This is a genomic window from Candidatus Neomarinimicrobiota bacterium, assembly GCA_030743815.1.
In the GTDB taxonomy this organism is placed as follows: Bacteria; Fidelibacterota; Marinisomatia; order Marinisomatales; family S15-B10; genus UBA2146.
In genome coordinates, this window is sequence record JASLRT010000074.1 from 1 (window position 1) to 22977 (window position 22977).

The following is a 22977-nucleotide window of genomic DNA, read 5'->3' on the forward strand; positions in this document are numbered from 1 at the left end:
CGCTATCAACCTCAAGTTCTGAGGCAGTTAGTTACGGTAAGGCACGACATATTCCAGAAAGGACTCCTGCTTGTCATTGTGATTTCCGGCGCTGGTTTCGGTGCAATCTGGCTCGGAATACACCGCATGGTAACGCCATCAGTTGCAGGATTGATCTTGTTGAGTATCACAGTGGTGGACCTGTGGATTGTGGACAGTGAGTTTCTCAATCTCAAGCGAGGCACCGCCATCCAAAGCCAGTTTCGTGTGACGCCGGAGGTGAAGTTCCTGCTGGAAGATGACAGTCTTTTCAGGATCATGCCGGTGGAAGATTTCAACTCCAACTGGTACGCCTACTTCGGTCTCTCCTCAGTGGGCGGCTATCGCCCGGTGAAACTGAGGAGCTATCAGGACCTCATGGATGGCGGCGGATTGAACAGTGCGGCGGTGCTCAACATGCTGAATGTCAAGTATCTGTTGACTTCACGGGAGATTCAAGCTGATGGGATGTGGGCTGAACAGCTCCTAGATTTCCAGAGCAACAGGAATGTCTATGAAAACATGACTGTTCTTCCCAGAGCATGGTTGGTGGCGCGAGTTCAGTCTGTTCTATCACAGGACGAATCTCTTCAAGCGGTATTGCAGAAAGACTTTGATCCTGACGCCGAGGCCATAGTCGTGAACTACGAAGGACCTGAGTTGAGCCCGGATGCGGGAGGGAGTGTTGAAGTTGTAGCGTACGAAGAGAATGAGATCGTCATCAGAACAACGTCTGAAACGGGCGGCCTTCTTGTCCTGTCAGAAAACTACTATCGGCCGGGATGGAGCGCGACAGTGGATAGTGAGCCTACGCCCATCTACCAGACGAACCACGTTCTCAGATCCGTCACTGTTCCGTCCGGGGAACATCTGGTCACATTTACCGCAGAGGCGACCCTTTTTCGTAGTTCACGCTTGACATCAAGAATCTCACTCACGGTTACGCTTCTGGCGGTTGTCCTGATGAACAGGCGTAGGTATATCTCCTTGTTCTCCCGTTCGAAAGAACGGCACTGACTCCCTCTATTAAGATTATTGAGATGACTCTTGCTATTCGTAAATTTTACGTCTGAAACAGGAACTGTAAGATAGAGATTCAACATATATGATGGACCCCCACGGCGGCACACTTGTCAACCTTTTGGCTGATCCGTCTAAAGACGACCGGTCTGATACGCCCACGCTGGTACTCTCCAGACGGGCGGCGGCAGATTTCGAGATGCTCGCTTCCGGCGCGCTGAGTCCACTCACAGGATTCATGGGGCAGGAAGATTATCAGAATGTGCTCAACGATATGTACCTTACCGACGGCTTCGTCTGGACCATCCCTGTTATGCTTCCAATCGATGATGCGGAGCGTGATCAGATCGGGAATCAGGAAACAGTCAATCTGGTGTCGGCTGAGGGGGACACGGTAGGCAGCATTGCCGTTCAGGACATCTTCAAATATGACAAGGAAGAAGAGGCTGAAAAAGTCTACCTCACTACCGATCACGATCATCCCGGCGTGGCGAGACTGTTTGATCAGGGTAACTATTATCTGGCGGGCGACGTGACGGCTCACCGTCTGCCGTCCCACGAGAGATTCGGCACCTATCGGAAAACGGCGCAAGAGCTGAGGCAAAAGTTTCAGGAGATGGAGTGGCGCACGGTCGTCGCCTTTCAGACGCGGAATCCCATCCACCGCGCTCACGAATACATCACCAAGTGCGCTTTGGAACTGGTTGACGGGCTGCTGCTACATCCTATTGTGGGCGAAACGAAGGGAGACGATATTCCGGCGGAAGTGAGGATGGACTGTTACGAAGCTATCCTCGATAATTACTATCCCCACCGCCACACCGTACTCTCAGTCTTTCCCGCCTTCATGCGCTACGCCGGACCGCGGGAGGCCGTCTTCCACGCCATCACCAGAAAGAACTACGGCTGTACGCATTTTATTGTCGGGCGCGACCACGCCGGCGTAAGAGATTATTACGGTACTTATGACGCTCAGAGAATCTTTGATCGTTTCTCCCGCGACGAACTGGGTATCGAACCGATGTTTTTTGAGCACGCATTCTATTGCAAACGGACTGATCTTATGGCTACCACCAAGACTTCCCGTGCCATGGACCATGAGAAAATCTATCTCAGCGGATCGAAAGTGAGGGAGACGCTTATGAAGGGTGAGCGATTGCCCGAAGAATTCACTCGACCGGAGGTGGAAGTAATCTTGAGGAGGTATTATCAGAATGAGTGATGAGCAGGCTGTAAAGCCAGGCCGGAATCAGGAACGTGGTGTAGCCATCTGGCTAACGGGTCTTTCGGGCGCCGGCAAAACGACTATCTCCATTCCTCTTGTAGAAAGACTCCGGGGAATGGGCTACTATGTACAACGCCTCGATGGTGACGTGGTGAGGAAGAAGCTGACGCGCGATCTTGGGTTTTCCAAAGAAGACAGGGACAAAAATATTGAGAGAGTGACATTTGTGGCGGAGATGCTGGTGACACACGGTGTCATCACCGTCTGCGCCTTTATTTCGCCCTATCAGGCCGAGAGACAGTATGCCCGGGGAGAAATCGGCAGGTTTGTCGAAGTGTTTGTGAAATGTCCGTTGGAAGTGTGTGAGGACAGGGACGTGAAGGGACTCTACGCTAAGGCGCGCAAGGGCGATATCAAGAATTTCACCGGTATAGATGATCCGTATGAGGTGCCTGAAAACGCTGAAATTACGGTTGACACGAGCGAGATGACCCTCGAGTCCGAAGTTGACGCCATCATCCTGTACTTACGGGAAAATGGCTACATAATATAGCCAGTCCGCTGTAATTTCCTCTCCGCGAGGGGAGAAATGAAAATCTACCGACAGGCCGGAAATATCAAAGCGGCACTCTTTGTGGGTGCCATTGCGTTAATGTCCGGCCTTTTTTTCTATACTCAATCCATTATCTCTGATCTGAGAACAGAGAGTCGTGATACGGTAACTCTCTATGCCCGGCTCATCGCTAAAGGCGTCACAGAAGCCTCTGACAGCGAGCTGGAGTTCGTTTTTACCGAGATCATCCAGAAAGTAACCTTTCCTATTATTCACACCGATTCTGTTGGAAATCCCATCATCTGGAGGAATCTTGAAGGGAGTGAAGAACTGAATATAGAGGCCGTCCTCGGCTTCATGCGCGATATGGATAGCCAGAACACTCCCATTCCACTCATGGTGTCGATCCAGTCGGAGGACTATCCCGGAGTCAATGAGGTGAATCTAGGCTATCTCCATTATGGTGATTCAGTCCTTATCCGGCGGCTTAGAATCATGCCTTTTATTGAGATCGGTGCGGTGGCCTTCTTCATCTTTCTCGGATTCTCAGGTTTTCAGGTGATTCGTAATACTGAGAAACAGCACATCTGGTTCGGGATGGCGCGGGAGACCGCCCATCAGCTTGGAACGCCGGTCTCTTCCCTCATGGGATGGTTGGAGCGGTTGCAGGAAAAGCCGGAAGCGGCCGCCGAAGTTTCCGATCAGATGGCTGATGATGTTGACAGGCTGAAGAAGATCAGCGACAGGTTTGCGCGAATGGGTTCCGTACCCAGGGTGGAAGAGATTGATCTGCGTGCTCTGATTCAATCGACGGCGACCTATTTCCAGAGCCGTCTTCCTCAGAGTGCCAGTGATGTTGCTCTCAGTGTGGTGGATGGCGATCCCGTAACGGTGACCGCAACGCCGACGCTGCTTTCGTGGGCGCTAGAGAATCTTGTGAAGAATGCCATCGATTCAGTCGATAAAACTGGCGGAAAGGTTACCATCAGCGCCGAAGCCGCCGCTAATGAAGCGATAATTTCAGTAACAGACACAGGACGGGGCATTCCGCGCCGCGACCGAAAGAACGTTTTCCGCCCGGGTTACACTACTAAGGAGAGAGGGTGGGGCGTCGGGCTCAGTATGACCAAAAGAATCATCGAAGACTTTCAGGATGGGAAAGTCAGAATTGTGAAGACTGATGTGGGCACAGGTACAACCTTTGAGATCAGGCTTCCGTTGCTGCGTAGCCGATAACGTCAACCTTAGAAGGGGATAACTATGATTTCAAGACGAAAATTCATTCAAGCTGTCTTGGCGACGTCTGCAATTCCGGCGGCATTGGTAAAGGGTGAAGTGAGAAGAGTATCGCGTTCAACCGGTAAGCCAGCTGTCATCTCTACATGGAGTTTTGGCGTAGAGGCTAACCAGGCGGCTATGAAAATCCTCGAGCGAAGAGGCTCGGCGCTGGATGCGGTAGAGGCGGGTGTGAGGGTACCGGAGGGAGACCCTGAAATGGGTGGGGTCGGTTACGGAGGTCTGCCTGATGAAGATGGTCACGTTACACTTGATTCGTGTATCATGGATTCAACGGGTAATGCAGGTTCGGTGGCCTTCATTCAGGACATTAAGCACCCCATCTCCGTGGCGAGGAAGGTAATGGAGCGCAGTAAACACGTCATGCTGGTGGGTGATGGAGCCAGGCGTTTTGCTCTATCACACGGTTTTAAGGAAGAGAATTTGCTAACCGATCAGGCGCGGGAAGCGTGGCTCAAATGGAAGGAAGGATTGAGTGATAAGGATAACTGGGGACCTAATGAAGATCACGATACCATTTCCATGCTGACGCAGGATGAAAAGGGAAATCTTGCTGGTGCTTGCACCACCAGCGGTCTCGCTTTCAAGATCCATGGCCGCATCGGTGACAGTCCCATCATCGGGGCGGGAATGTTTTGCGACAACGATATTGGAGCAGCCGGTGCCACAGGCCTGGGAGAGGAGGTCATTAAAACAGCCGGTAGTTTCCTGGTGGTGGAACTGATGCGACAGGGTTTCAAACCGGAAGATGCCTGCAAAGAAGCTCTGCAGCGTATAACGAGGAGATACAATGGAAATCCGGATTTTCAGGTTGCTTATATAGCTCTACGGAAAGATGGTGTTACTGGCGCCGCTGCTATCAAGGACGGCTTTCAGTATGCTCTTTATCAGTCGGGAAAGAACAGGCTGTACGATGTGAAGGGATTGACCTGAATCTCAGAGAATACCATTTACAACACAAAAGCCCCGAATTTCGGGGCTTTTGTGATTGTTCCGGGTTATAACGTCAGAAATCCTACGATTCCAGTTTCTCGATGACGAAATCCCAGTTGATAACATTCCAGAAAGCTTCCACGTATTTAGGACGGGCATTGCGGTAGTCGACGTAATAGGCGTGCTCCCATACGTCACAAGTGAGGAGCGGAGTTTGTCCCGAACTAATAGGGTTTTCGGCATTCTTTGCGCTAACGATCTGAAGATTCCCGCCGTCGTTGCTCACTAACCAAGCCCACCCAGAGCCGAAAGTGGTAATAGCTGTATTAGAAAACAGATCCTTGAATTCATCAAACGATCCAAACGCGCCGTTTATGGCTTGTGCCAGGGTGCCGGAAGGTTCACCGCCTCCGTTCGGACTCATACAGTCCCAGTAGAAGGAATGGTTCCAGTGCTGGGCGGCATTGTTGAACAGTCCACCCGTAGCGTTTGCGACAATCTCATCTAAATCCTGATCCTCGAACTCAGTTCCCTGGATCAGTTTGTTGAGATTCTGTACGTAAGTATTATGGTGTTTGCCGTGATGATATTCGAGCGTCTCGCTGGAGATGTGTGGCTCGAGAGAATCTTTCTCGTAGGGCAAGTCAGGTAATCTGTGTTCCATTATGGTTCCTCCTGATTCTATCTGAAATGTGCTGAGAATGCATTAACTACTTTTTGCAAATATATGGTTCTCCGCGCACTATTTCCAACGCCTATTTGGACTAAATTCGTCTACTTTATTCAAGTCAGGTTGGGGATGTCCCGTTATACTTTGACAGACAGAACTTATGGGACCTTCAAGGTTTTCGCGGATCAATGAATACTGGTAGGGAGCCGTGGCAATGAGATTCGAGAGACGTTACTGTATTCATCAAAATTTTTTTGACTTTTCGCTCTCTATCACTAACTTTGCCTACTTTTTGAGAGACAAGAATTGAGGTAATCATGGCACGAGTTTGCGAAATATGTGGAAAAGGTCCCGCGGCGGGGAATAATGTCAGTCATGCCCACAACAAGACGCGCCGTCGTTGGTTGCCCAATCTGAAACGGGTAAAGGCGGTTGTTAACGGATCGGTTAAGCGGATTAAAGTCTGTACCGCCTGCCTCCGCTCTGGCAAGGTCATCAAGGCCGTCTGAAAATCTTTCATTTAGAGAGAAGTTCGACTCTTCTTTTATGTCACTATCCTGGGAAAGTCCATCAAGATTTGGATAATCTCGAAGGTTGAAAGATTCTCACCCATGAACGATTAATCAGGTTCTTATCTTAATGAAACAAAAACCCGCCTTTGGGCGGGTTTTTGTTTTCAGGGAGGTGTGTGACTATTCGTATGAGGGAATCAGGTGGCGTTATTCGTGCCTCTGTCTCAGGAATGCCGGGATCTCCAGATCGTCATCCTTGAAGATGACAGGATCTACCTTCGACTCAGTTGGCGATTGTGCCTCTCCGGATTTCTTGGCCTCGTGTGTTGGTGCATTCACCGTGTTATGAATGGTGATTGCTTCCTTGCGGAATGTCGGTAGTATTTCCTTCCGAGATGATTCTTCTTCCACCGCGGTTGCTCTCATGGCGAAGCCTGTGGCGATGACCGTCACATGGATTTCATCTTTCATATTGGGATCTATGACAGCGCCGAAGATAATATTGGCGTCATCGCCCGCTTCTTCAAAGATGATGGATGTTGCTTCATCAACTTCCATAAGTGTCATCTTTTCACCACCGGTGATGTTCACAAGGACGCCTTGTGCCCCGCAGATATTCACATCATTCAGCAGCGGACTGGAGATGGCCTGTTGCGCTGCCAGCACCGATCGCTCTTCACCTTCGGCAATGCCTGTCCCTATGATAGCGTCTCCCATGTCCCGCATGACGGTATCAACGTCGGCAAAATCGAGGTTGATCAGGCCATGAAGGTTGATGAGGTCCGAGATCCCGCGTGTGGCTTGGAGCAGGATCGAATCGGCCATCTGGAAAGCTTCCACAACGGTAGTGGATTTATCGATGATGGAAAGGAGCTGCTGATTTGGGATCGAGATCAGCGTATCACAGTTCTTTTGCATATCGTCGATTCCGGATTCAGCCCGCCTCATCCGTTTGGGGCCTTCAAAATTGAACGGTTTTGTTACGACGCCTACAGTAAGCGCGCTCATCTCCTTTGCAATCTGAGCTACGATGGGGGAAGCACCGGTTCCGGTACCGCCGCCCATGCCGGCAGTGACAAAGACCATATCAGCCGCTTCCATGATGGATGCTACCGCGTCTTTTTCCGATTCCATGGCGGCCCGGCCTATATCTGCTTTCGCACCCGCGCCCAAACCCTTCGTCAGGTTTTTTCCGATCTGTATCTTCGTCTCTGATTTATTGTTGTCCAAGTCCTGTGCATCCGTGTTGATGGCGATAAAGTCAACGCCACCGAGGCCCGCAGATATCATACGGTTAATGGCATTTCCACCTGCACCCCCTACACCGATTACTTTGATTCTGGCCTTCTGGTCTGCTAGTGTGTCGAATTCGAACAGCATGATTCCCTCCTTATTTTACTCTCCCGCGAAGCTGACTGTTATTCCAAATTTGTGAAATCAGTGCTCCGTCATGTTGATGTTATTTTCAGTTTCTTAACTCCTTTTATCTAACTTCCGTCAAAGATTTCTAGAAGAATTCACTGAACCACCCTTTCACGCGACGAAAACCCTTCGAAAACGGCGGTTCGCGATCTGTTCCCAAGTTAATGTCCAAAGCTACAGTAGAACTGAACTGGACGAGGCCGATGGCAGTGGCATAGATGGGACTTGCGGCAATATCCATGATACCACTCAAACCTCGCGGAATACCGATCTTCACCGGTCCCTCGAGGACTTCTTCAGCCAGACTTGTAACGTTCTTGAGCAGCGCACCGCCCCCCGTGAGGACGATGCCAAAGCTGACCGGGCCGTCCACATCGGCACGGCTGATTTCGCGTTCTACCATATCGAAGATCTCTTTCATCCGTGCTTCCACATATCTGGAGATCTCATGTTCGGAAATCTTCCTGGCCATCTCGCCAGGCTTATGCGGTAGTTCAACTTCTAGATCCGTGGACGCCATCGATGCCTTTGCTGAACCGTACTTGATCTTAACGGCTTCAGCCTCCTCGATGGAAACTTGTGTCATCATGGCGATATCATTAGTAATGTTATTGCCGCCGAGCCCGATAACGGCAGAATGTCGTACGGCACTATCAAAGAAAACGGATACGTCGGTAGTTCCGCCCCCGATATCCACCAGGGCAACCCCTAGCTCCTTTTCATGACGTTCCAGGGCCGCCGCCGCCGATGCGAGAGGCTGGTAAATGAGCCCGTTAACTTCAATGCCCGCTTCTTCTACACACTTGCTGATATTCTTGGCTGCTGATGTGGCGCCCGTAACAAGGTGCACCTGCGCTTCCAGCCGTCTCCCTACCATCCCCAGAGGATTCTTCACGCCACCCTGTTCGTCTACTACGTATTCCTGAGGAAGGATGTGGAGGATACCTCGGTCAACGGGGAGGGAGATAGCCTTCGACATCTCCAGAACTCTGCTGATATCAGCGTTAGAAATTTCATGTTCATAGTTTACCGGGTGACCGTTCTTTGAAACGGCAATTGCCCCGTGCGTATTGATGCCCCTGATATGATCACCAGAAATGCCGACATAAGCGTCAGAAACTTTCAGATTGGCCATCTTTTCCGCTTTATGAACAGCGGATTCAATAGACTGAATAGTGTCATCGATGTTTATTACGATACCCTGTTTCACGCCCTCCGATGGGGCAATACCTGTACCGAGAAGTTTCAGTCCGGAGCTCTGTTCATCGTATTGCGCAATGACGCAGCATATCTTAGTGGTACCAATATCGAGACCGACACATATTCCTTTATCTTGAGCCATAATCAGTTCCTCAAGTTCTTTCTCTGACGATTATCTGGTTTCTGTAGCGCAGGTCAACATACTTGTAATCGTACAGAGAGCGGATGCCCGAAACCGTGAACGCAAATTTTCTCAGCATATTGAGCTGATGCGGCACCTCTATGGCGCCGAGATAGATTTGAGTGGGGCGCTTAGCCAGAACAATGACATATTCATCGCCCGCATCTACCTTCATTTCAGAGATGTTACTGTAGAGGTTGGTAAAATTTGTCCTGATCAGATGGAGATATTCCACCGCTTCCATAACTTTTTGGGAAAGACACTGTTTACCGATCGGGTAAAGTTCCGTCGCCGGATTGAAGCCGGTGAGAGTAGGGATATCGAAATCGAAACTGCCGTTTTCAGTGGGGAGGACAACACCGTCCGCATCGATCATGATGAAAGGCGCAAGATTCAGATAAGCGATAGGGGATCGTTCGATGAGATCGATATTCAAGGTAGAGGGGAAATCCCTACTGATTCTGGCCCCTTTAACGAATGGGTGTTCCTCCAGTTTTCGCTGAATGGCTTCTAGGTCAATATCCATGAGGGAAGGGAAGCGGGGCAAATCGATTGACTCAAGTATATCTTCCCGCTGTAGGTGACTGTGTCCTGCCACCCTGATATTCAAGACATCGAAATGATCGAAAGAATCAGCCCAAGAAAAGGCGAATAAAATGAGCACCGCCACCGATACCAGAGAAAAAGTTACAACTGTTGCCCGCACAAGAAGGGAAACCCACTGAGGCATCCGTTTTATTGATCTGCCTTTACGTTTCTTGTTTTTTGTCTGTCGCTTACGCATCAAAGTGTCCTTGTGGGAAACCGAGAGTCTTAATCTCAAGTTCCAGATCGATATCGAATTTTTCCTTAATCTCCTTACGTGCTGTCCGGATCAATTCGGCAATGTTTTCTGCCGATGCCTTACCGTGATTGACGAAGAAGTTGGCGTGCTGTGGAGAGATTTCCGCATCGCCTGATCGTTTCCCCTTTAGGCCGGCCTTGTCGATGAGGTAGCCGGCGGCTTGGGCATGGGGCGGATTCTTGAAAACACTGCCAGCGGAGCGGAACCGAAGCGGTTGTGATAACTTGCGGCTGGCACTGGACTTGGCCTTCAATTCAGCGATTTTATCCGGCAACCCTTTCTGGAACTCGAACTGCGCTGATAGAAGAACCTCACGATCAGTGAGAGAAGAATAGCGGTAGCCGAAGTCAATTTCACGCTTCAAATAGGTTTTCGGCTTTCCGTCGGGGGTGATGACATTAACAGTGGTCAGGAAGTTAGATATCTCGTGACCGTAAGCGCCGGCGTTCATCCTGATAGCGCCGCCGAGCGTCCCGGGAACACCGATCAGGCTTTCCACACCGGCTAGATCGTTCTTGATGCACTCTTTCACGAAATGACCCATCATGGTACCGCTCTGGGCAAAGACGCTGGTGCCGTCAATTGTAAGCTTCTTGAAGTGTTTCGCGAGGCTGATAACGAAGCCGTCAAAACCGTCATCACTTACCAGAAGATTCGAGCCGGAACCGGCGAAAAAGACTTCCACGCCGTGATGACCTACGAAGCGCAATAAAACTTTCAGATCTTCTTCGTCAGCGGGATAGAAGAATCCCAGTGCCGTACCGCCGATACCGTACGAAGTGTGGCGCGACATCGGTTCGTTCCACTTTACTGTACCGTTCATTTCTTCTTCCAGATCTCTGAATTCTTTGCTAACGGTTGACACTTCAAACTTCTATTTTCTCTCCCTGTAGTACGGCAACGTATTGATCCCCCATGCGCCAGATATCACCGGCACCCAACGTTATTACTAAGTCACCTTCGTTTACCAGCGCCCTCAATGCCGCCACCACCGATTTCTTGTCTTTAACCCAGTGGACATCCTTATGCCCCATGGACTTTGCAGCATTGACGATTAATTCTCCACTAACCCCTTCGATGGGCTCTTCCCTGGCGGGATAAACATCCGTTACAATGAGGACGTCGCTGATGAGGAAAGCGCGTGCAAAATCTTCGTAAAAATCCCTGGTGCGCGTATAGAGGTGAGGCTGAAAGACAGAGACTAGTCGTCTCTCCCAGCCATTCTTGACCGCCTTCAATGTTGCCGATACTTCTGTAGGGTGGTGTGCATAATCGTCCACTACCATAATGTCGTTAAAGATCCCCTTGATTTCGAATCGCCTGCGGACACCAGAGAAATTCTTCAACCCTCTCCTGATCGTATCGAAGTTGATATCCAGTTCAAAGCTCAGCCCAATGACGGCCAGGGCGTTTTTGACATTGTGGGCGCCTGGAACCTGGAGCTGAATTGATCCTAATTCTTCATTCTTATGCTTTACCACGAAGTCCGTCTGAATCTCGCGGTACTCCATCTGTTCCGCGCGGAAATCGGCATCCTTAGTAAAACCGTAAGTAACGACGGGACGACTGATGTTGGGGACAATCTTCTTCACCAGCGGTTCATCAGTACAGGCGACTACAGTACCGTAAAACGGCACCGCATTTGCAAATTGGGTGAAGGCGTTCAGCAGATCTTCCTGACTATCGTAACAGTCCATATGATCACTGTCGATGTTGGTGATGACAGCGTATGTCGGACTGAGCTGGAGGAAACTCTTGTCGAACTCATCTGCCTCTACCACGATCACATCTCCCGCTCCGAGTAACGCATTGACATTAAGGCTCTTCACGACGCCTCCCACGACGATTGTGGGATCCAGTTCGCCCGCTGTTAAGACTGCGCCCATCATCGAAGTGGTGGTCGTCTTGCCATGTGTGCCGCCGATAGCAATGCTTATCGCCTTAAGCTTGAGAAGTTCACCAAGCATCTCCGCCCGGCGGATAACGGGAATACCGCGGTCTCTGGCAGCCTGGACCTCTGGATTGTCCATGTTGACCGCCGATGAATAAACCAGCATGTCACTGTCGTTGATGTTATCATAGCCATGACCTTCGAAAATGACGGCGCCCTTCTGCCTCAAACTTTTAGTAATCTCTGACGGTTTAAGGTCTGATCCTGACACATTGAAGCCAAGGTTGAGTAGCAGTTCGGCAATGCCGCTCATACCGATTCCGCCGATACCAACAAAATGAACTTTTCTGATCTTGCCAAACATCACGCTTCCGCCAAAGCTACGATTTCATCGACGATCCGTTCGGCCGCATCCTGTACAGCCGCGCCTCCAGCCTTTATGCTCATGGCCGCTAGCCGCTCCTTATCCCCAATCATAGATTGTATGGCCTCTGTGAATGAGTCGTTTGCCAGATCGCCTTCCTTGATAATCACGGCGGCGTCCCTGTCGGCGAGGTTTTGGGCGTTCTTCATCTGATGATTGGCGGCAGCACCGGGAAAAGGGATCAGGAGCGACGGTTTGCCACAATAGGCGATCTCCGCCAGGGCTAGGGCACCCGCCCGTGAAACAATCAGGTCTGCCGCCGAATAGACAGCACCCATATCGTCCGTGAAAGGGAAGACCTTCACCACCGGCGAATCTGTCTCAAAATGCTTCAACTGTTCGTAGTGTGCCATCCCGGTCTGCCAGAGGATTTGAATATTGTTCGTCTTCATCTGTTCGACAGATGCGGTGACAGTGTCATTCAGCGCTTTGGATCCTTGACTTCCGCCGATGACAGCAAGTACCGGTTTTCCGTGGTCCAAGTTGAAATGATTCAACGCTTCATGTTTGCTCATCGTATTCAGATCCTTGCGCACAGGATTGCCAGTGAGACGGAAACTTTTTTTTTAAGGTATGCGGCACTTTCCTCATAACTGAGACAGAGGCGTCCGACTCTCTCTGCCAGCCATCTCGTAGTTAATCCCGGATACGAGTTTTGCTCATGAATGAGAGTGGGAATCTTTTTATGCACGGCGGCGAGAAGCGGCAGGCCGCTGGCATACCCGCCGGTCCCCACGACTACGTCGGGCGAAAACTGGGTCAATAGTCGTCTCGATTGCCAGTATGCGGTGAGGAATCGCCACGGAAACAGCAGATTCCGTGCCACAGCGACACTAGAAAATCCTCTGGCAAATCCCCTGATATTCAGAAGTGTATAGGGGTAATCGCCGTGAGGGAACTTACTTGCTTCAATACCATATTTTGAGCCGACAAAATGAATCTGGACATACTGCACTTTCTCTTTGAGTGCATGGGTGATAGCGATGGCGGGGAAAAGGTGACCCCCGGTGCCGCCACCTGCCATAACAACATTCAGTCCGCGTTCAGGCAAAGAGAACTCCTGCTGGTTTTTTTTCACGTACAATACGTTTCGCCATTGAGATGTTTAACAGAATTCCAATGGATAGAAGATTGGTAACAAGACCGCTGCCGCCGAAGCTGATGAAAGGCATGGGGAGACCTGTAGTTGGCACCATAGCGGTCACTACGGCGGAGTTGATGAAGGCGTATAAGATTACCTGAAGCGCAAGCCCCGTTGCCAGAAGAATGCCAAAAATATCGGTACACCCTTTGGAGATTTTCAGCGCTCTCTGGAAGAGAGCCAGATAGAGTGTGATAATCAGAAAAATACCGGCGAAGCCCACTTCTTCGCCGATGATAGACAGGATGAAATCAGTGTGTGGTAGCGGTAGGAAAAGGTTCTTGCCGACACTTTCGCCAAGGCCGACGCCGGTGATGCCACCATTGCCGAGACTGATGAGTGACTGCTGAACCTGATAGTTCATTCCCGAAATGTCGAGACCCCCGCTGAAGAACGACTTGATACGGGCGATACGGTATTCGGCGGCCAGCAGCACCGGAATCAGGATAGCGATGGATACACTTGCCGTTGCAATAATATGAGGCAGCCTGGCACCGCTTACAAAGAGTAGTGTGACGGAGATCATTCCGATCATGACAGCTGTACTGAAATCGGGCTGAATGATGATCAATCCCATAATAATCCCTATTACGACGATGGGGGGAAGAAACCCGGTAACGAAATCGCGCAATTGATCGCGTTTCTTATCGACGTATGCCGCCAGGTAGAGAATAATGGCGAATCTGGCAATATCCGAAGTTTGGAGCGAGAGCAGTCCCAGTGACATCCACCGTGCCGGTGAACTGTTGCCCTGCACAAGGTAGAGGACTTTAGTCAGGATCAGCAGTACAATACTTCCGATCAGGAAGGGGGATGCAATCTTCTTGAGGATTCGATAATCGACTCTCATTGCTGTGATCATGAAGATCAGGCCTATGGCGGCTCTCAGCAGGTGACGTCGGAAGAAGTGTGTTCCGTTGCCGTAATTTTCCATGGAGATATTTGTGCTGGCGCTGAATACCATGACCGTTCCGATGGAAACAAGAATAAGAGCAATCGTGAGCAGGCTTTTGTCGTAATGCTGTGAAGATACCTGGATTGCCTTCACTGTTGACTCTCCAGAGCGTTGACAGCCTGTTTAAAGGTATCGCCGCGTTCCTCGAAATTAGTGAACATGTCGAAGCTGGCGCATCCCGGGGCAAGAAGGACGGTATCACCGGACTGGGAATAATCATGTGCGAGGGAGACAGCTGAATCGAGCGAGTGGGCTCTTGTTGAGGGGGGTATGGGTGAGAGGGACTCTTGGATTCGATCAGCCGCCTCTCCCAGCACGATGATTCGTTTCACCTTTCCCGCGAGGTAGGGGTGAAGTTCCCGGAAGTTTGCACCTTTATCTCTGCCGCCCATGATGAGGATGACAGGTCCTGGGAATGAATCCAGTGCAACCTTTACAGAATCGATGTTAGTTGCCTTGGAATCGTTGTAGTAATCGACGCCATCGAGCGTGAGGATATACTCGAGGCGGTGTGGTACTCCGCTAAATGTTTGCATCACCTTCCCAATAGCTTCGACAGTTACGCCGAGCAGACGGCACGCCGTTGCGGCCGCAAGGAAGTTGGTCAAATTATGAACACCGGGAAGCGATACATCCTTCTTGTAAATAAGGATTTCATCTGCTCCATCATAGATCTTCGTTTCATTGACACTGAAGAGGGAATCGCTGTGACCGGCGAGTGAGAAGGGGATAAGTTGCGCCGTTGTATGAATCATAGCTGACAGCTGGGAGTCATCGCTGTTGAAGATGACGGTGTCGTCAGCAGTCATATTCTCCATGATGCGCATCTTGGCGGCGGCATAATCATCCACCGTTGGATACCGGTCGAGGTGATCAGCAGTTAAATTCAATAAGACAGCAACCTTGGGATGGAAATGACGAATGTGCTCCATCTGGAAACTGCTGATCTCCAGGATGTGTATGCCTTTCTCAGGTCGAGTCTCAAGAGTAGAAGTGACTGTTTCCGAAAAAGGGATACCGATGTTGCCAGCGAGAAAGGGATTAAACTTGCCCCTGGTACACATTTCCGCCAGCATTGTAGTAGTGGTGGTTTTGCCATTTGAACCTGTAACTGCCACGACAGGCAAGTCTGTAAACCAGCTGGCGAGTTCGACTTCGCTCACTACTGGTATCTCCTTCTCGCTGGCACATCGGATGGCATCGGCATCCTGTGGGACTCCGGGGCTGACTACCATCATGTCTGCCTCAAAGATTTTTTCTGAGTGGCCACCAAATTCCATGGCTACACCCAATCTTTCCAATTCAGATAAATCCTTAGTTAATAAAGGTGACTCATTTTGATCGCTGAGAAGAGCGTTGGCCTCCTTCTTGATAAGGAGCCTGGCGGCAGCAGCGCCGCTTTTCCCGGCGCCAATGACGGCAACTGTCTTGCCCTTTAATTCAATATTCTCTCTTACGCTGATATCTATCATCGGATCTTGAACGTGCTCATGGTCATCAGGGCGAACAAAATTCCGATAATCCAGAATCGGATAACCACTTGTGTTTCCTTCCACCCTTTCATTTCATAGTGGTGGTGGATGGGAGCCATGCGGAAGAATCGTTTTCCTTCCCCGTTTTTTTGTTTACTCCACTTGAAGTAGCTGAGCTGGATAAGGACGGAGACTGCTTCCCAGACGAAGACGCCGCCAAGGATCACAAGAAGGAATTCTTTTTTCACAAGCAAGGCGAGGGTACCCAGGGCGCCTCCGGCAGCGAGAGCTCCTGTGTCGCCCATAAAGATCTGTGCTGGCGGTGCGTTGAACCAGAGAAATCCGAGACAGGATCCCATGAGAGCAGATGCGAAAATGGCCAGCTCACCAGCACCGGGTAGATAGATGATATTCAGGTAATCGCTAAAGTCCACACGGCCCGAGATATATGCCACTACTCCCAGGGCGACGGCACAGATAGCAAGTAGACCGGAAGCAAGGCCATCGAGACCGTCCGTAAGATTGACGGCGTTCGAGCTGGCGGTCACCACCACCATTACCCATGGGATATAAAGGAAGCCGAACGAAATTTCAAGGTTTTTGAAGAAAGGTATTGAAGTGATGCCCCTAGTTTCGGCAAACTCTGGCGCCAGAAAAAGCCAGCTTCCCAGCAAAAGTCCGATAACGATCTGGCCTGTCAGCTTGTAGCGGGCGATGAGTCCTTTCTTGGTTTTCTTGACGGTTTTCAGGTAGTCGTCCATAAAACCGAGAATGCCGGTTCCTACCGTCACAAAGAGTATCATATGGATATAAGGATTTTCCAGGTTAGCCCACAAGAGGGTGGGGAGAATCACCGCGAGGAGCAAAATGACTCCCCCCATGGTTGGCGTGCCCTTCTTGATGTGATGTGTTTCCGGTCCCGTATCGCGAATCTCCTCTACTATCTGGCGCGACCGCATAAGTTTAATGAGCAAGGGACCCACGATAAAGCTGATCAGCAACGCCGTGATAGCCGCCATTGCCGAACGGAACGTGATGTATTGAAAAAGGTTAAACCCCGAGATGTATGAAGTGAGAGGGTAGAGAAGATGGTAAAGCATCAGTCCTTGAATACCTCCTCAATAACGGTCTCCAATTCCATGCCGCGCGACCCCTTGAACAGGATGATATCTCCTTCGCTGATCTCCTCTTTTATGCAGTCGGTGAGCCCTCTCTTGTCGTCGAAATGTCGTGCATCAATGGCAGCTTGCGCCAGTGTAACTGTCATCTGGCTCTCCTCACCCAGGCAGAACAGTTGCTCGATCCCGTTCTCTACACACGCCTTACCGACCCGTCTATGGTGTTCTTCAGAATCATCACCAAGTTCGAGCATATCAGCGAAGACAACTATTCTTTTTCCCCGCGAGGGGTGTGCAAGAAGAAGATCAAGTGCAGCGAGGGTGGAAGTGAGGTTGGCATTGTAGGTATCATCGATTACCGTGACACCGTCGAACTCCTTGATTATGCATCTGCCTTTTGTCGGCTCAAAGCTGATTACCGACTGCGCGAAATCTTCCCAGCTGACATCGAAAGTGATGGAGACGGCACAAGCAGCTATGACGTTGTGGGCAAATGTCTGATTGTAGGAATTAAGAAAAATTTCGTGACCGTTGATGATCATACTCAGTACGCCGTCTTCGTCTCTGTGAATATCACAGGTAAAATCGCATTCGGCGCTGTAGCCGTAAGTGACTGTTTGAGCACCAGTGGTCAAGTCTCGGATTCGCTCATCCTCGAAGTTCACAAAAGCGATGCCGTCAGACGGTAGAGCATCGAAAAGTTCACCTTTCGTCTTGCTGATGTTTTCAATCGATCCGAAGCCGGAAAGGTGGGCAGGGGCGATATTGGTAATCAATCCGTACCGGGGTGAGGACAGATTGCACAGATAACCGATATCGCCCCTCTGATTGGCTCCCATTTCGAGGATTGAGAGGGTGTAATGGGAGACTAGCTCGAGTAGGGTGAGAGGTAGTCCGAGGTGGGTGTTATAATTTCCGCGTGTGCCGTGAACTACGTGGCTGGCGGAAAGTGTATGCATGAGCAAATCTTTGGTTGATGTCTTGCCGTTACTACCTGTAATTCCCAGTGCGGGGACGGAGAAGTTTGATCTCCACTCTTGCGCCAGGCCTGCAATAGTTATGGCGGGATTGTCCATTTGAATCTGCGGCAGGGGACAGTCTGAGTTTATTTCTTCGACGAAAGCAGCGGCACACCCTTTCTCTCTCGCGCTGTTGAGATATTTGTGACCGTCCACACGATCTCCCCTGATGGCTACGAAGAGATCACCGGGCTGTGCTTCCCTGGAATCGAGAGTTATACCTGTCGGCATGGTCTCCAATTGCTTGCCTGTTTTGCGTAACAGCATCCTGTAGAATAGTTCCGGTTCGGGCAGATCAATTCGCATTCAGTTGCGCTTTTGCTCCTCATTTTGCCTGTTTTTCTTCAGTGATCTTTTCGACAACTTCGATGTCGGAATATGGAATTCTTTCGGTACCGATAAGCTGACAGTTCTCTCTGCCTTTGCCGACCACCGCCAGTATATCGCCTTCCTGAAGTTCTTTGACAGCCTGGCGAATTGCCACGGCACGATCGTCGTAAAATGTGTGTCTATCCTCCTTGAAACCCGCCGCAATATCCTCATTGATGGAATCGATAGACTCCGTGCGCGGATTGTCCGGTGTCACCAGGATCCTGTTAGCGTAAGCTTCGGCGGCCTCGGCCATTAACGGTCGTTTGTCGTGATCTCTGTCACCGCCGCATCCGAAAATCACAATCAGCTTTCCCGAGATAGGCAGAAGTGTCCGGAGAGAAGAGAAAAGTTTATGGTAAGCGTCAGGTGTATGAGCGTAATCGACGATCACCGAAGCGCCGTTCTGCAGGAGAAATCTTTCTGATCTGCCGGGTACCGAAATGCAAGCCTCGATACCGCGTCCTATTATGTCGGTCGGTATACCCATTGACCACGCTGTTGTGGCCGCCGCCAGAATGTTCTCAAGATTGTGTACGCCGATGAGAGGTGAATTGATACTGACTTTTTCATCTTCCATCCTGATGATACCGGTGATACCGGCACCTGACATACCCCATTCCTGAAAAAAGATATCTGCGTCGCTATCAACAGCGTAACTTGCTATTTTCGCATCGGTGAGGTTTTTCAATCTGTCGAATCGGGCATCAGATCTGTTCAGGATCGCTACACAATCGGCAGGCAGCATTTGAAATAGGCGCGCCTTCGCTTCGAAATAGTTGTCCATAGTTCCGTGGAAATCGAGATGATCCTGGGAGAGATTTGTGTAGACGGCTACATCAAATTCTACGTCCTCCACGCGGCTAAGCTGGAGGGCATGGGAAGAAACTTCCATCACAACGTGAGTTACATTGCCGTCAGCGAGCAGTCGCAATGTTTTTTGCAGATCGAGGCTGTCCGGGGTGGTGAGAATTGATTGGGCTTCCATGCCCGGCGCGTGAATCCCCAGCGTACCCACGACACCTGTCTGCAATTCGTGTTTTTCGAAGATGGAATCGAGCAGGTAGCTGACAGTAGTTTTTCCGTTGGTACCGGTGATACCGACAATGGTGAGTTCTTTCGAGGGGTGACCGTAAAAGTTGGCCGCAATGCGGGAGAGGGCCTTGCGCGGATCGTCAACTCTGATCAAAGGTGTCTTTACCTCTATAGAATGGTCAGCGGTGCTTCCACCGTTTGAAATGACCACGGCCGCGCCGCGCTTAATTGCATCGGGGATATAAAAGCTCCCGTCCTCTGTCAATCCGGGGATGGCAACGAAAGCGCTTCCGGGCCAGATGTGCCTTGAGTCGGCGCTCACCGACTGGACGGGAACATCCAATGCTATGTCAGTGATCGTAGTTACACCTTCAAGCAGTGAAATCAATCTTTGCATCAGTTCAGTCCCATGGTACAGATTGAGTTCAGTTTCACCATCTTTCCGGGCGCGGGACTCTGCCAGACAACAGTACCGGACCCCCGAACTTTTGGTGTCAATCCGGAATTCTTGAGAACATTAATTGCCCTTCTGAGGCTCTTTCCTCTTACGTCTGGAACATATGCCATACCATTTTCAACTTCTGGTTTGGCGATTGTTCCCGTTGTTATTAGAGTGACCGGTTCAGTAGCTGCTGTTTTATGAACAGGTTCTGTCATTGCAATGAGCTCGTTCATCTCCTGTTTTTTCTGGGGTCGGTGAACTAGAATAGAATCGTCGCTGTTTATGATCCGTTTGACACATTCACGGAAGACGGGTGCCGCACCTGTTCCACCCCAGTGATATCCCGGCTTTGGTTCATCCAGGATGATGACGCCGGTCATTATCGGGTCGTGTGCCGGAAAGAATCCCACAAAGGAGGCGATGAATTTTGTGTCAGAGTATTTTCCATTCAGATATTTTTTAGACGTTCCTGTTTTGCCGGCGATATTCCACCCTTTGATGCGTGCGCTTGTCCCTGTACCAGTTTCCACCACCTGACGCAGCATATCGGTGAGCTGTTCCATGACGGGCTGTGATGCCACCTTGCGGATCAGCTGCGGCGACGCAGTGTAAGTGACTTTTCCCGTTGGATGAATAATCCGGTCCACGAGAAACGGTTTCATAAGAAAACCGCCATTCGCGATGGCGCTGTAGGCGGCGGCCAGCTGTAAAGTTGTAACGGAAACCTCGTAGCCTAATGAAATCTCGGCCAGGGAAATACCGCTCCATTGATCGGTCTCCTTCAGTACACCCTTTGTTTCGCCGGGGAATTGGATTCCGGTGATGGTGCCGAAGCCGAATTTTCTGCCTGTAGTATATATGCGGCTGTTGCCGACAGTCTCGGCGATCTTTACCGTCCCTACATTGCTGGAGTTGGCGATGATCTGAGGAAAAGTGAGAAGTCCAAAATTGTTCCAATCCTCGATGACCTGTCCGCGATAGACGTAGCTGCCGTCTTCGCAGTTGAATTCATCCTGAATGCCTACTGTATTGTAGGTCAACGCCGCCGTGGCCGTCACAATTTTAAACGTGGAGCCTGGTTCGAACTGATCGGTGATGATCTTGTTCTTGTAGGCCTCGCGGACGGAGGCTGCCGGTTCGTTAGGGTCAAAGTCCGGCAGGCAGGCGAGGGCCAGAATTCTACCTGTGTGAGGCTCAACCAGTAGACCCATACCGCCGGCTGCACCTGTCTGCACTACTCTACGGCTCAGCTCGTCTTGTAAGATAGCCTGATAGTTGAGATCTAATGTCAATATGATATCGGAGCCGTCCATAGGATCCCGCCTGGGGTAAGCGTGATTCCTCCAGTTGCGACCCTTTCCATCCCTCTGTAGAACAATCCAGCCGTCGCGACCCTTCAGGTGGTTGTCGAATTGCTTCTCGATACCTTCCAGACCGAGATTATCTACATTCGTGAAACCGAGGACCTGCGAAGCGATCTTCTGATGAGGATAAAATCGGTAACCATGCCGATTTGTGATCAGGCCCCTGTCTCTTATCTTCATCAGTTCACGGCTCACTTCGCTACGAAGATTGCGTTCCAGGTATACGTACGGAGAAGAATTGTTAAGTCTGCCTTCATAATAATCCCGGCTGCGACCGGTGGCTGACGAAAAACTTGTGATGATTTCTTGCCTGTTTTCCACCTCTTCAGGATGAATGGCGAAGGAGTAGTGGATAATGTTCTCTGCCAGCGGAATGTGATTCCTATCCCTGATCTTTCCCCTTACAGCTGAGAGGATGACACGGTTTTCCCCCTGGTTGTTACTCTGTGCGCGGAGATCGGCTCCCCGGATGACCTGAATATAGAAGAACCTCATGGTCAATCCGGTCCAGCTGAGGATGACTAAACATGATATGAAGAGGACGCGAGGACGAAACTTTGTGAAAGCCTTTGTCACTTGGTAACGCTTCCCGGTTTATAAAGGTGCGAGTCGTCCAGATAGACGACCAGAGTCTCAGGCTCCGGCGTCACCATACTCAGTTCATCCTCGGCAATTCTTGTAATGCGGTCTATTCGTTTGAGACGTGTGATTTGGCTGAACAGTTCGCCGTTTTCCTCAATCATATTTACTTTAATCTTGCGCAGTGCCACATTCTCCCGCGTGGTGATGTTGATTTCGTTGTAGACCCATAGATAGGTAAGGAGACCTGATATGGACAGGATAGAGACGACGAAAAAGAGGAGTGAGTTGATGAATTCCTGCTGCCTTTTAGATTTGCGTTTACGCTGGACTGGTTTTTTCCTCGTCATCCTGTTTTCTCCGCTGCCCGTAGCCTGGCGCTTCTGGCGCGGCTGTTATGGGCAATCTCATCAGCTCCCGGGCGTATCACTTTCCTGGTGATGATTCCCAATTCTGGTTGCTTACCGCAACGGCACTGTGGCAAATCCGGGGGACAGATGCACCCTTTCTGGAGTTGCCGGAACCTCGCTTTTACCAGCCGGTCTTCCAGCGAGTGATAAGAAATAATTACAATGCGTCCGCCCAGCTTCAAATAGGAGGAGAACAGAGCCAGGAACTGCTGCAAAGACTCCAATTCACGATTCACGGTGATACGCAGCGCCTGGAATACCCGTGAAAGCGTCTTGGTGAGATACCTTTCTGGTGTCACTTCACTGATAATGCTCCGGAGATCGAGAGTTGTGCGCACAGCTGAACCGCCCCTTTTCTCGATAATTGCTTTGACCAGTCTTTTCGCTCTGCGCTCCTCACCGTATTTTTGCAAGATTTGCACCAGATCGTCTTCATTCCAGTCGTTGACAATCCCTTCAGCTGTGAGGGGTGCGGTGACATCAAAGCGCATGTCGAGCGGCCCATCCTGTCGATAGGAAAACCCTCGCTGAGGTGAATCGAGCTGGAAGGATGAAAGCCCCAGATCTAGAAACATGCCGTCCACCTCGCAGATGCCGAGGGATTCGAGATGAGCAGGGAAATTGCTGTAGGAGCCGTGGAAAAGGTGGCACGAGGAGGCATGTGAAAGACGCGAATGACAGCGTTTAATTGCCTCACCATCGCTGTCAAGCCCGATAAGTTGGCCTTTGTTCGAAAGAGCCGCAAGCACAGCCTGCGCATGCCCGCCGAGGCCTACTGTCCCGTCCAGGTAGATTCCATTGGGCCTGATCCTTAGACAGGAAAGCACCTCTTTCTTGAGAACGGGGATATGGAGAGAGTTTTGATCCGAGCATGCCGAATTCAC

The 22977-nt window shown here is 50.5% G+C and carries 22 protein-coding genes; 6 read left to right on the forward strand and 16 right to left on the reverse strand.

Translation table 11 applies throughout. The features are described 5' to 3' along the window. The 5 genes from QF669_06110 to QF669_06130 all read left to right on the forward strand — a co-directional run. Positions 1–1035 (forward strand): hypothetical protein (locus tag QF669_06110; protein MDP6457006.1); only part of this gene is annotated, 1035 nt, incomplete at its 5' end. A gap of 88 nt (positions 1036–1123) precedes the next feature. Next, positions 1124–2260, forward strand: coding sequence for a sulfate adenylyltransferase (gene sat / locus QF669_06115; GenBank protein MDP6457007.1), 1137 nt, complete (start codon positions 1124–1126; stop codon positions 2258–2260). Next, positions 2253–2816, forward strand: coding sequence for an adenylyl-sulfate kinase (gene cysC, locus QF669_06120; GenBank protein ID MDP6457008.1), 564 nt, complete (start codon positions 2253–2255; stop codon positions 2814–2816). The genes sat and cysC overlap by 8 nt, the downstream gene beginning before the upstream one ends. A gap of 36 nt (positions 2817–2852) precedes the next feature. After that, the gene (locus tag QF669_06125; protein MDP6457009.1) at positions 2853–4052 is read left to right on the forward strand and encodes a HAMP domain-containing sensor histidine kinase; all 1200 of its coding nucleotides are present in this window, start codon (positions 2853–2855) and stop codon (positions 4050–4052) included. Positions 4053–4076: 24 nt separating this feature from the next. Further along, positions 4077–5045, forward strand: a complete 969-nt coding sequence (locus QF669_06130; GenBank protein MDP6457010.1) for a N(4)-(beta-N-acetylglucosaminyl)-L-asparaginase — start codon at positions 4077–4079, stop codon at positions 5043–5045. 82 nt (positions 5046–5127) lie between these two features. Here the strand turns inward: QF669_06130 and QF669_06135 are convergent, their stop codons facing one another. Beyond that, the gene (locus QF669_06135) at positions 5128–5709 is read right to left on the reverse strand and encodes a superoxide dismutase (protein ID MDP6457011.1); all 582 of its coding nucleotides are present in this window, start codon (positions 5707–5709) and stop codon (positions 5128–5130) included. A 323-nt stretch (positions 5710–6032) separates the two neighbouring features. Here QF669_06135 and rpmB point away from each other — a divergent pair, with 323 nt between their 5' ends. Continuing rightward, entirely contained in the window at positions 6033–6224 is a 192-nt protein-coding gene (rpmB, locus tag QF669_06140; GenBank protein MDP6457012.1) for a 50S ribosomal protein L28, read from the forward strand. Positions 6225–6434: 210 nt separating this feature from the next. Here rpmB and ftsZ read toward each other — a convergent pair whose 3' ends face one another. The 15 genes from ftsZ to rsmH all read right to left on the reverse strand — a co-directional run bounded on the left by ftsZ (position 6435) and on the right by rsmH (position 22977). After that, positions 6435–7604, reverse strand: a complete 1170-nt coding sequence (gene ftsZ, locus QF669_06145; GenBank protein MDP6457013.1) for a cell division protein FtsZ — start codon at positions 7602–7604, stop codon at positions 6435–6437. Between the two features lie 130 nt (positions 7605–7734). Continuing rightward, positions 7735–8991: a cell division protein FtsA gene (ftsA, locus tag QF669_06150; GenBank protein ID MDP6457014.1), complete on the reverse strand. Its 1257-nt coding sequence runs from the start codon at positions 8989–8991 to the stop codon at positions 7735–7737. Positions 8992–9001: 10 nt separating this feature from the next. Further along, positions 9002–9814, reverse strand: a complete 813-nt coding sequence (locus QF669_06155) for an FtsQ-type POTRA domain-containing protein (GenBank protein ID MDP6457015.1) — start codon at positions 9812–9814, stop codon at positions 9002–9004. After that, positions 9807–10739, reverse strand: a complete 933-nt coding sequence (murB, locus tag QF669_06160) for a UDP-N-acetylmuramate dehydrogenase (GenBank protein ID MDP6457016.1) — start codon at positions 10737–10739, stop codon at positions 9807–9809. The genes QF669_06155 and murB overlap by 8 nt, the downstream gene beginning before the upstream one ends. Before the next feature lies 1 nt (position 10740). Further along, positions 10741–12129: a UDP-N-acetylmuramate--L-alanine ligase gene (gene murC / locus QF669_06165; protein MDP6457017.1), complete on the reverse strand. Its 1389-nt coding sequence runs from the start codon at positions 12127–12129 to the stop codon at positions 10741–10743. Continuing rightward, positions 12129–12704, reverse strand: a complete 576-nt coding sequence (locus tag QF669_06170; GenBank protein ID MDP6457018.1) for a glycosyltransferase — start codon at positions 12702–12704, stop codon at positions 12129–12131. The genes murC and QF669_06170 overlap by 1 nt, the downstream gene beginning before the upstream one ends. Positions 12705–12709: 5 nt before the next feature. After that, positions 12710–13240 (reverse strand): glycosyltransferase, encoded by a 531-nt coding sequence (locus QF669_06175; GenBank protein ID MDP6457019.1) that lies wholly within the window; start codon positions 13238–13240, stop codon positions 12710–12712. Next, a complete protein-coding gene (locus QF669_06180; protein ID MDP6457020.1) occupies positions 13233–14378 on the reverse strand; it encodes a putative peptidoglycan glycosyltransferase FtsW in 1146 nt (381 codons plus the stop codon). Before QF669_06180 ends, QF669_06175 begins: the two co-directional genes overlap by 8 nt. Beyond that, a complete protein-coding gene (murD, locus tag QF669_06185) occupies positions 14375–15757 on the reverse strand; it encodes a UDP-N-acetylmuramoyl-L-alanine--D-glutamate ligase (GenBank protein ID MDP6457021.1) in 1383 nt (460 codons plus the stop codon). Before murD ends, QF669_06180 begins: the two co-directional genes overlap by 4 nt. Beyond that, on the reverse strand, positions 15754–16857 hold the full coding sequence (gene mraY, locus QF669_06190; GenBank protein ID MDP6457022.1) for a phospho-N-acetylmuramoyl-pentapeptide-transferase: 1104 nt from the start codon (positions 16855–16857) through the stop codon (positions 15754–15756). Before mraY ends, murD begins: the two co-directional genes overlap by 4 nt. Continuing rightward, complete coding sequence (gene murF / locus QF669_06195; protein ID MDP6457023.1) at positions 16857–18200, reverse strand: UDP-N-acetylmuramoyl-tripeptide--D-alanyl-D-alanine ligase; 1344 nt, start codon at positions 18198–18200, stop codon at positions 16857–16859. Before murF ends, mraY begins: the two co-directional genes overlap by 1 nt. A 19-nt stretch (positions 18201–18219) precedes the next feature. Then, the gene (locus QF669_06200; GenBank protein MDP6457024.1) at positions 18220–19695 is read right to left on the reverse strand and encodes a UDP-N-acetylmuramoyl-L-alanyl-D-glutamate--2,6-diaminopimelate ligase; all 1476 of its coding nucleotides are present in this window, start codon (positions 19693–19695) and stop codon (positions 18220–18222) included. Beyond that, positions 19695–21599: a penicillin-binding transpeptidase domain-containing protein gene (locus tag QF669_06205; GenBank protein MDP6457025.1), complete on the reverse strand. Its 1905-nt coding sequence runs from the start codon at positions 21597–21599 to the stop codon at positions 19695–19697. The genes QF669_06200 and QF669_06205 overlap by 1 nt, the downstream gene beginning before the upstream one ends. 77 nt (positions 21600–21676) lie before the next feature. After that, complete coding sequence (locus QF669_06210; GenBank protein MDP6457026.1) at positions 21677–22033, reverse strand: hypothetical protein; 357 nt, start codon at positions 22031–22033, stop codon at positions 21677–21679. Beyond that, complete coding sequence (rsmH, locus tag QF669_06215; protein MDP6457027.1) at positions 22030–22977, reverse strand: 16S rRNA (cytosine(1402)-N(4))-methyltransferase RsmH; 948 nt, start codon at positions 22975–22977, stop codon at positions 22030–22032. Before rsmH ends, QF669_06210 begins: the two co-directional genes overlap by 4 nt.

Coding starts and splice junctions, on each gene's coding strand:
- sat (MDP6457007.1), top strand. CDS start 1,124: ATGATGGACCCCCACGGCGGCACACTTGTCAACCTTTTGGCTGATCCG.
- cysC (MDP6457008.1), top strand. CDS start 2,253: ATGAGTGATGAGCAGGCTGTAAAGCCAGGCCGGAATCAGGAACGTGGT.
- QF669_06125 (MDP6457009.1), top strand. CDS start 2,853: ATGAAAATCTACCGACAGGCCGGAAATATCAAAGCGGCACTCTTTGTG.
- QF669_06130 (MDP6457010.1), top strand. CDS start 4,077: ATGATTTCAAGACGAAAATTCATTCAAGCTGTCTTGGCGACGTCTGCA.
- QF669_06135 (MDP6457011.1), bottom strand. CDS start 5,709: ATGGAACACAGATTACCTGACTTGCCCTACGAGAAAGATTCTCTCGAG.
- rpmB (MDP6457012.1), top strand. CDS start 6,033: ATGGCACGAGTTTGCGAAATATGTGGAAAAGGTCCCGCGGCGGGGAAT.
- ftsA (MDP6457014.1), bottom strand. CDS start 8,991: ATGGCTCAAGATAAAGGAATATGTGTCGGTCTCGATATTGGTACCACT.
- QF669_06155 (MDP6457015.1), bottom strand. CDS start 9,814: ATGCGTAAGCGACAGACAAAAAACAAGAAACGTAAAGGCAGATCAATA.
- murC (MDP6457017.1), bottom strand. CDS start 12,129: ATGTTTGGCAAGATCAGAAAAGTTCATTTTGTTGGTATCGGCGGAATC.
- QF669_06170 (MDP6457018.1), bottom strand. CDS start 12,704: ATGAGCAAACATGAAGCGTTGAATCATTTCAACTTGGACCACGGAAAA.
- murD (MDP6457021.1), bottom strand. CDS start 15,757: ATGATAGATATCAGCGTAAGAGAGAATATTGAATTAAAGGGCAAGACA.
- mraY (MDP6457022.1), bottom strand. CDS start 16,857: ATGCTTTACCATCTTCTCTACCCTCTCACTTCATACATCTCGGGGTTT.
- murF (MDP6457023.1), bottom strand. CDS start 18,200: ATGCGAATTGATCTGCCCGAACCGGAACTATTCTACAGGATGCTGTTA.
- QF669_06200 (MDP6457024.1), bottom strand. CDS start 19,695: ATGCAAAGATTGATTTCACTGCTTGAAGGTGTAACTACGATCACTGAC.
- QF669_06205 (MDP6457025.1), bottom strand. CDS start 21,599: ATGAGGTTCTTCTATATTCAGGTCATCCGGGGAGCCGATCTCCGCGCA.
- QF669_06210 (MDP6457026.1), bottom strand. CDS start 22,033: ATGACGAGGAAAAAACCAGTCCAGCGTAAACGCAAATCTAAAAGGCAG.